Here is a 7,171-nt window from a genome sequence, read left to right as displayed (position 1 = left end):
TTGCCTTCGGTGCGCCCGGGGTCCGTGGTCGCCGAGCTGGACGCCGACACCGCGTCCCGTTCGTGAGCCAGCGTTCCTGGAGGGCCTGGGCGCCGTGGACGCGCTTCCAGGCGGCCTCGTTCGCGGTCATCGGGAGCAGGGGCAGGAAGCGCACCGGGTCCATGGGCGCGTCGAGCTCCAGGTCCTCGACCAGGCCGCCCGGTTCCGCGACCAAAACCGAGGTGAAGGGCGCCCCGGGCCACAGCGGCTCCCCGACGTCGAGCGAGGCGCCGGGGGCCACGATCACACCCTCGACCTGCGGGGACGCGGCGAGAACAGCGAGCGGGCGCAGCAGCTTGTCGGTGTCGGCGAGGCCGGCCCGGACGGAGATGACCAGTTCGGCGCGCGGACCCTTCACCGGGTCGGCGAGCAGCTCGGCGGGGTCGGCCATCGGCTGCGCGGACATGCCGAGGGTGGCGTAGCGGACGATCTCCCCGGCCTCCCCGTCCCGGTCCTGGCCCGGGAAACGCAGCACCTCGACGCGATCCGTACCGAGGAAGGTGACCGCGGCGCGCGCGTCCGGTTCGCCCAGCGTCGTACGCAGCCGGGCCTCGACCAGAGGAAGAACATCAGACATGCCGCGAGCATAGAACTCGTCAGTTACGGGCAAACGCGCACCTTGACAGTTCAGTCGACTGTTACCCTAGGCCGGGTTCGGGGCAGCACGCAGAAGCGTAGCGATCGAGTCCCGACACCGCTGAAGTTCCCCCTCGGGGGCTCCCCTTGAAGGGGAATGGATCGTCCCTCACGAGGGACCGGCCGGAGGAGGTGGGGCTGCAATGGATCGAAGTCATCCGTGCAGTAGCACCCGCTCTTCCGCCCGCTGATGTAGTCGCTCCGGCTTCTCCGGCTGGCTGTCACCTCTCGCATTCGCGTCATCGCGGAAGAGCACTTGGTTTCGTTTTGCCTGATCCATGTGATCTGAGTCAGTTCTGAATCAGTAGCGAAGCTCACCACCGCGACGGTGCGGTGCTCCCCGCTTTGTGGACGTGCCAAACATCCTCAGTCAGGACGTCCCCATTCCGGGCAGTTCCAGCCGTTGGCGGCGGTCTTTCGTTGCCTGTAGCGAAGGAACCTGCCACATGTCGATGATCCACAACCTGCGTGCCGCCGTCCGCCCGTCCCGTCCCTCCCTGCGCAAGGACGGCGGCACCTACGACACCACCCGCGACCCCTCGACCCCCTCCGCCGTCGTCGACTGCGCCGTCTACCGCGACGGCGCCCGGGTCGACAACCCGAACCCCGCCAAGCCGCTCACCCCGCACGAGGCGATGCGCAAGGTGCGCCGCGACGGCGGCTTCGTGTGGATCGGTCTGCACGAGCCGACGGAGGCCGAGTTCTCCGGTATCGCCAGCGAGTTCGGGCTCCACCCGCTCGCCGTGGAGGACGCGATCCAGGCCCACCAGCGGCCCAAGCTGGAGCGCTACGACGACACGCTCTTCACCGTCTTCAAGACCATCCACTACATCGACCACACCGAACTCACCGCGAGCAGTGAGGTCGTGGAGACCGGCGAGGTGATGTGCTTCACCGGGCGGGACTTCTTCATCACCGTCCGGCACGGCGGCCAGGGTTCCCTGCGTGCGCTGCGCCACCGCCTCCAGGACGACCCCGAGCTGCTCGCCAAGGGCCCCTCCGCCGTGCTGCACGCCATCGCCGACCATGTCGTCGACGGCTATGTCGCGGTCGCGGACGCCATGCAGGACGACATCGACGAGGTCGAGACGGAGGTGTTCTCGCCGGGCCGCAAGGGCACCCCGCGCGGTACGGACGCCGGCCGGATCTACCAGCTCAAGCGTGAGGTCCTGGAGTTCAAGCGGGCCGTCTCGCCGCTCCTGCGGCCCATGCAGCTGCTGAGCGAGCGCCCGATGCGGCTGATCGACCCCGACATCCAGAAGTACTTCCGCGACGTCGCCGACCACCTCGCCCGTGTCCAGGAGCAGGTGATCGGCTTCGACGAGCTGCTCAACTCGATCCTCCAGGCCAACCTCGCCCAGGCGTCCGTCGCGCAGAACGAGGACATGCGGAAGATCACGTCCTGGGCGGCGATCATCGCCGTACCGACGATGGTGTGCGGCGTCTACGGCATGAACTTCGACTACATGCCGGAGCTGCACTGGAAGTTCGGCTACCCCGTGGTCATGACGGCCATGATCGGCATGTGTGTGGGCATCCACCGCACGCTGAAGCGCAACGGCTGGCTTTGACGGCCGGCTTCGACGACCGGCCGTGACGGCCGGCCGCGTCACCGGAGGGCATCGCTACCCTTCTGTCCATGACTGACACGCTGCTCGACCGGGCCCTCGTCGAGGAGGCCACCAAGAAGTCCGGCCTGATCTGGGTCAAGGGCAACGGTGTGCCCGCGCTGCACGTCCCGGGCCACGGCATCCCGGCCCGTGCGATGTGGCACGTCTGGCACGAGGGCGCGGCCGTCCTGGTCGGCGGCGGGCCCGGCGAGCAGCCGCTGCCCGGCCTGGTCGAGGGGGCCGACGCGGAGGTCACCGTCCGCAGCAAGGACAAGGGCGGGCGGCTCCTCACCTGGCCGGCGACGGTCGAGGAGCTGGCCCCGCGCTCCCCGGAGTGGGAGGCCGCGGTCGCCGAGCTGAAGGGGAAGCGGCTGAACGCGCCGGACGGCGAGGCCATGCCGGACCGGTGGGCGCGTGAATGCCGGGTGGTGCGGTTGGTTCCGCGCGCGGGGGGCTCGCGCCCTCTGCCGGAGGGGTCGTTGGCCGCGCCGCCGTTGCCGACGTCGGCGACCACGCGGGAGCCGATCCCGGCGGGGGTGCCGCGGCTGCTGTTCAAGAGGCGTAGGCGGTCTGCGGGGTAGTTTTTGCCGCGGGCCCATGGGGGCTGGTCGCGCAGTTCCCCGCGCCCCTGAGAGGGGCTCCGCCCCCTCAGGAGGTCGGCAACTGCTGGCCGTAGTCGACCGTCTCGTCCTTTGACGGTTCCTCCAGGGGGAAGTCCTTGCCCCAGTCGCTCAGGAGCAGGGTGCCCGCGCCGCCCGCGCGGACGAGGCGCAGGGGGTAGGGGGATCCCTCCAGGGAGACGTCCAGGGTGCCGCCGGAGCCGTCCTCGCCGGTGATGCGGATCGTGCGGACGCCCGACTGCTCGTGGTGGCCGTCCGTGGCGAGGCTGCCGTGCAGGGTGAGCAGGCCGTCCAGGAGTACGTCCTTGTCGGTGAACCCGCTGAACTTCTTGTACGAGGGGTCGCCGGTCGGCACCTTCACGAACAGGCCCCCGAGCTTCTGGGCGGCCGCCGCGTCCGACTCGCTGTCCTCGGCCTTACCGGTGCTCTCATGGCTCCAGAACGCGGCGTCCGCCTTGAGGAACAGGTGCTCACCGACCCGCAGCAGCCGGAACGTCGCCCCCTTCGCGGTGACCGACCCGGTGCCGCCGTCGCCCTTGAGCCGCATGTCGAGGGTGTAGGTGGTCCCGTTGGTCACCACGGTCCCGGACAGCCGTACGGCGTCGGCGGAGTCGGCCGCTGTACGCGTCTTGGTCTGGATGGTGCCGGCCGGGAGTTTGCCGACCCCGTTCGTGCCCTCGTCCGGGTCGGCGCCGCATCCCGTCAGCCCTGTCCCCGTCACGAGCAGGGCGCACACCGCGCTCACCAGTCCGGCGCTGCGGGTACGGCCACGGGGAATCGCAGACACAGGTGGGGCTGCCTCTCGTACGGGTGTCCTGAGGAGTGTGGACGGCAGCGTACCGGTGCCGTCGGCCCCCGGCGGAGCCAGTCCGTCCGGACCCCCCACCAGGGCGCGGCGGAACGGGACGGGCTAGCCTGAAGCGCACTCGAGCAGGCAATTCGGAACCCCTGGACGCAATCGACGCGCTCCCCGCAGCGCACCCCGAGGCAGGAGGCGTGGCATGGCGGCAGGTTCACCCCGCGTCTTCGTCTCGCACCTCGCCGGTATGGCCGTCTTCGACCCGAACGGCGACCAGGTGGGCCGGGTGCGCGACCTCGTCGCGATGCTGCGCGTGGGCCGCCGTCCGCCCCGGCTGCTCGGCCTCGTCGTCGAACTCACCACCCGGCGCCGCGTCTTCATGCCCATGACCCGCGTCACCGGCATCGAGTCCGGCCAGGTCATCACGACGGGCGTGCTGAACGTCCGGCGCTTCGAGCAGCGCCCCACCGAGCGGCTCGTCCTCGGCGAACTCCTCGACCGGCGCGTCGTCCTCGGCGAGACCAGCGAGGAGGTCACGGTCCTGGATGTGGCGGTACGACAGCTGCCGGCCCGGCGCGACTGGGAGATCGAGCGGGTCTTCGTACGGAAGAAGGGCCGCGGCGGTGCCTTCCGGCGCAGCAACGGCGAGACGCTGACCGTCGACTGGTCCGCCGTCACCGGCTTCTCCCTGGAGGAGGACGGACAGGGCGCCGAGAGCCTCCTCGCCACCTTCGAGCAGCTGCGCCCCGCCGACCTGGCGAACGTCCTGCACCATCTCTCCCCCAAGCGGCGCGCGGAGGTGGCCGCCGCTCTCGACGACGACCGGCTGGCCGACGTACTCGAAGAGCTGCCCGAGGACGACCAGATCGAGATCCTCGGCAAGCTCAAGGAGGAGCGCGCCGCCGACGTCCTGGAGGCGATGGACCCGGACGACGCCGCCGACCTGCTCGGCGAGCTGCCCGAGGAGGACAAGGAGCGGCTGCTGAGCCTGATGCAGCCCTCCGACGCCGCCGACATGCGCCGTCTGATGGCGTACCGGGAGGACACGGCCGGCGGTCTGATGACGACCGAGCCGATCGTGCTGCGCCCGGACGCGACCGTCGCGGACGCGCTGGCCCGCATCCGCGAGCCCGACCTCTCCCCCGCGCTCGCCGCCCAGGTGTACGTGTGCCGGCCGCCGGACGAGACGCCGACGGGCAAGTACCTGGGCGCCGTCCACTTCCAGCGGCTGCTGCGCGACCCGCCGTACACGCTGGTCGGTTCCCTCGTCGACGACGACCTGCAACCGCTCTCCCCGGACGCCGAACTGCCGGTCGTCGCCGGTTTCTTCGCGACGTACGACATGGTGGCGGCGCCGGTGGTCGACGAGAGCGGGTCCCTGCTGGGCGCGGTGACCGTGGACGACGTCCTCGACCACATGCTGCCCGAGGACTGGCGGGAGACGGAGTTCCACCTCGACGAGACGGGGAACGAGGTCGAGACCGGGAACGACAGCGAGCGCGACGGCGAGGGTGACCTCGAGAGGGAGCGCGACGGCGACGCCGAGGCCGACGCCGAGTCCGAGGAAGCGGGTGACCATGACTCCTGAGCGCGAGACGGGCGCCCGCGAGCGTGCGGCCGCCGGCGCCACGGCGGTCTCCCGTCCCCGGGTGCGCCTCGACCAGCCGCGTGCGCCCAGGCGTCGGCTGCTGCCGGAGTACGACCCGGAGGCCTTCGGACGCATGTCCGAACGCATCGCGCGCTTCCTCGGCACCGGACGGTTCATCGTCTGGATGACGGTCGTCATCATCCTGTGGGTGGTGTGGAACGTGAGCGCACCGGCCGACCTGCGCTTCGACCACTACCCGTTCATCTTCCTGACGCTGATGCTGTCGCTCCAGGCGTCCTACGCGGCCCCGCTGATCCTTCTCGCCCAGAACCGGCAGGACGACCGCGACCGCGTCAACCTCGAACAGGACCGCAAGCAGAACGAGCGGTCGATCGCCGACACGGAGTACCTGACCCGCGAGATCGCCTCCCTGCGCGCCGGGCTCGGCGAGGTCGCGACGCGGGACTGGATCCGTTCCGAGCTCCAGGACCTCGTCAAAGAGCTGGAGGAGCGGTACGCGGAACGGCACGAAGAGGGGCACCACTCCGACAAAACCGCCTCATTCCCGCCAGAACGGCCTCGGGGGCGTGACGCAGAAGACCGGTGACGGGCTTTCCGGGGGCGGTGTGCGGCCCCGTACCATCGGGGTCATGGCTACGGAAGACGCGGTGCGTGAAGCACTGGCGACGGTGAACGACCCCGAGATCCAGCGACCCATCACCGAACTGGGGATGGTGAAGTCGGTGGAGATCGGCGCGGACGGAGCGGTCGCGGTCGCCGTGTACCTGACGGTCTCCGGCTGCCCGATGCGCGACACGATCACGAAGAGCGTGACGGAGGCGGTCTCGCGGGTCGAGGGTGTCACCCGCGTCGACGTCGAGCTGGACGTCATGAGCGACAACCAGCGCAAGGAACTGGCGTCCGCCCTGCGCGGCGGCCAGGCCGAGCGCGAGGTCCCCTTCGCGAAACCGGGCTCCCTCACGCGCGTGTACGCGGTCGCGTCCGGCAAGGGCGGTGTCGGCAAGTCGTCGGTCACCGTCAACCTGGCGGCGGCGATGGCGGCCGACGGCCTCAAGGTGGGCGTGGTCGACGCCGACATCTACGGCCACAGCGTGCCGCGCATGCTGGGCGTCGAGGGCCTTCCGACCCAGGTCGAGAACATGATCATGCCGCCGTCCTCGCACGGCGTGAAGGTCATCTCCATCGGCATGTTCACCCCGGGCAACGCCCCGGTCGTCTGGCGCGGCCCGATGCTCCACAGGGCCCTCCAGCAGTTCCTGTCGGACGTGTTCTGGGGCGACCTGGACGTGCTTCTGCTGGACCTCCCGCCGGGCACGGGCGACATCGCGATCTCGGTGGCCCAGCTGGTCCCGAACGCCGAGATCCTGGTCGTGACGACGCCTCAGCAGGCGGCGGCCGAGGTGGCCGAGCGCGCGGGCGCCATCGCCGTACAGACCCACCAGAAGATCGTCGGCGTGGTCGAGAACATGGCCGGCCTGCCCTGCCCGCACTGCGGCGAGATGGTCGACGTCTTCGGCACGGGCGGCGGCCAGAGCGTCGCGGACGGCCTCACCAGGACGACGGGAGCGACGGTCCCGGTCCTCGGCTCCATCCCGATCGACGTCCGCCTCCGCGAGGGCGGCGACGACGGCAGGCCGGTCGTCCTGACGGACCCCGACTCCCCGGCGGGCGCGGCCCTGCGAGGCATCGCGGGCAAACTGGGAGGACGGCAGCGGGGCCTGTCGGGCATGTCGCTGGGCATCACCCCGAGGAACAAGTTCTGAGGGGCACCGGCTGGGGCTTTTGCCTTTAGGGGCGCGGGGAACCGCGCGACAAGCCACGACGGCGCAGCACCCGCCCCACAACCTCATGCCCCACA

General features: G+C 70.6%; 7 protein-coding genes. 5 read left to right on the top strand and 2 right to left on the bottom strand.

The window, feature by feature from the left end; genetic code table 11:
• A partial coding sequence (locus STRTUCAR8_RS28745) for a suppressor of fused domain protein (protein WP_063748538.1) occupies positions 1-616 on the bottom strand: 616 nt, incomplete at its 3' end.
• Positions 617-1,121: 505 nt separating this feature from the next.
• Between STRTUCAR8_RS28745 and STRTUCAR8_RS28740 the strand changes: the two genes are divergently transcribed.
• On the top strand, positions 1,122-2,246 hold the full coding sequence (locus STRTUCAR8_RS28740; protein WP_006379598.1) for a magnesium and cobalt transport protein CorA: 1,125 nt from the start codon (positions 1,122-1,124) through the stop codon (positions 2,244-2,246).
• Between the two features lie 68 nt (positions 2,247-2,314).
• Positions 2,315-2,866, top strand: coding sequence for a hypothetical protein (locus STRTUCAR8_RS28735; RefSeq protein WP_006379602.1), 552 nt, complete (start codon positions 2,315-2,317; stop codon positions 2,864-2,866).
• 67 nt (positions 2,867-2,933) lie between these two features.
• Here STRTUCAR8_RS28735 and STRTUCAR8_RS28730 read toward each other — a convergent pair whose 3' ends face one another.
• Positions 2,934-3,692, bottom strand: a complete 759-nt coding sequence (locus tag STRTUCAR8_RS28730; protein WP_044473062.1) for a hypothetical protein — start codon at positions 3,690-3,692, stop codon at positions 2,934-2,936.
• A gap of 214 nt (positions 3,693-3,906) precedes the next feature.
• On the opposite strand from STRTUCAR8_RS28730, the gene STRTUCAR8_RS28725 reads away from it, so the two are divergent.
• Genes STRTUCAR8_RS28725 through STRTUCAR8_RS28715 form a run of 3 tightly spaced genes read left to right on the top strand, consistent with a single transcriptional unit; the run spans position 3,907 to position 7,076 of the window.
• Positions 3,907-5,292: a magnesium transporter MgtE N-terminal domain-containing protein gene (locus STRTUCAR8_RS28725; RefSeq protein WP_006379604.1), complete on the top strand. Its 1,386-nt coding sequence runs from the start codon at positions 3,907-3,909 to the stop codon at positions 5,290-5,292.
• On the top strand, positions 5,282-5,899 hold the full coding sequence (locus tag STRTUCAR8_RS28720) for a DUF1003 domain-containing protein (protein ID WP_006379601.1): 618 nt from the start codon (positions 5,282-5,284) through the stop codon (positions 5,897-5,899). The genes STRTUCAR8_RS28725 and STRTUCAR8_RS28720 overlap by 11 nt, the downstream gene beginning before the upstream one ends.
• A gap of 43 nt (positions 5,900-5,942) precedes the next feature.
• Positions 5,943-7,076 (top strand): Mrp/NBP35 family ATP-binding protein, encoded by a 1,134-nt coding sequence (locus STRTUCAR8_RS28715; RefSeq protein WP_044473063.1) that lies wholly within the window; start codon positions 5,943-5,945, stop codon positions 7,074-7,076.
• The last annotated feature ends 95 nt before the right edge of the window (positions 7,077-7,171 follow it).

The organism is Streptomyces turgidiscabies Car8, assembly GCF_000331005.1.
Taxonomy (GTDB): Bacteria; Actinomycetota; Actinomycetes; order Streptomycetales; family Streptomycetaceae; genus Streptomyces; species Streptomyces turgidiscabies.
This window is presented reverse-complemented; position numbering and strand designations above follow the sequence as displayed.

Bases quoted from the DNA above. Each gene is read 5' to 3' on its own strand.
- STRTUCAR8_RS28740 (WP_006379598.1), top strand. From the start codon at position 1,122: ATGTCGATGATCCACAACCTGCGTGCCGCCGTCCGCCCGTCCCGTCCC.
- STRTUCAR8_RS28735 (WP_006379602.1), top strand. From the start codon at position 2,315: ATGACTGACACGCTGCTCGACCGGGCCCTCGTCGAGGAGGCCACCAAG.
- STRTUCAR8_RS28725 (WP_006379604.1), top strand. From the start codon at position 3,907: ATGGCGGCAGGTTCACCCCGCGTCTTCGTCTCGCACCTCGCCGGTATG.
- STRTUCAR8_RS28720 (WP_006379601.1), top strand. From the start codon at position 5,282: ATGACTCCTGAGCGCGAGACGGGCGCCCGCGAGCGTGCGGCCGCCGGC.
- STRTUCAR8_RS28715 (WP_044473063.1), top strand. From the start codon at position 5,943: ATGGCTACGGAAGACGCGGTGCGTGAAGCACTGGCGACGGTGAACGAC.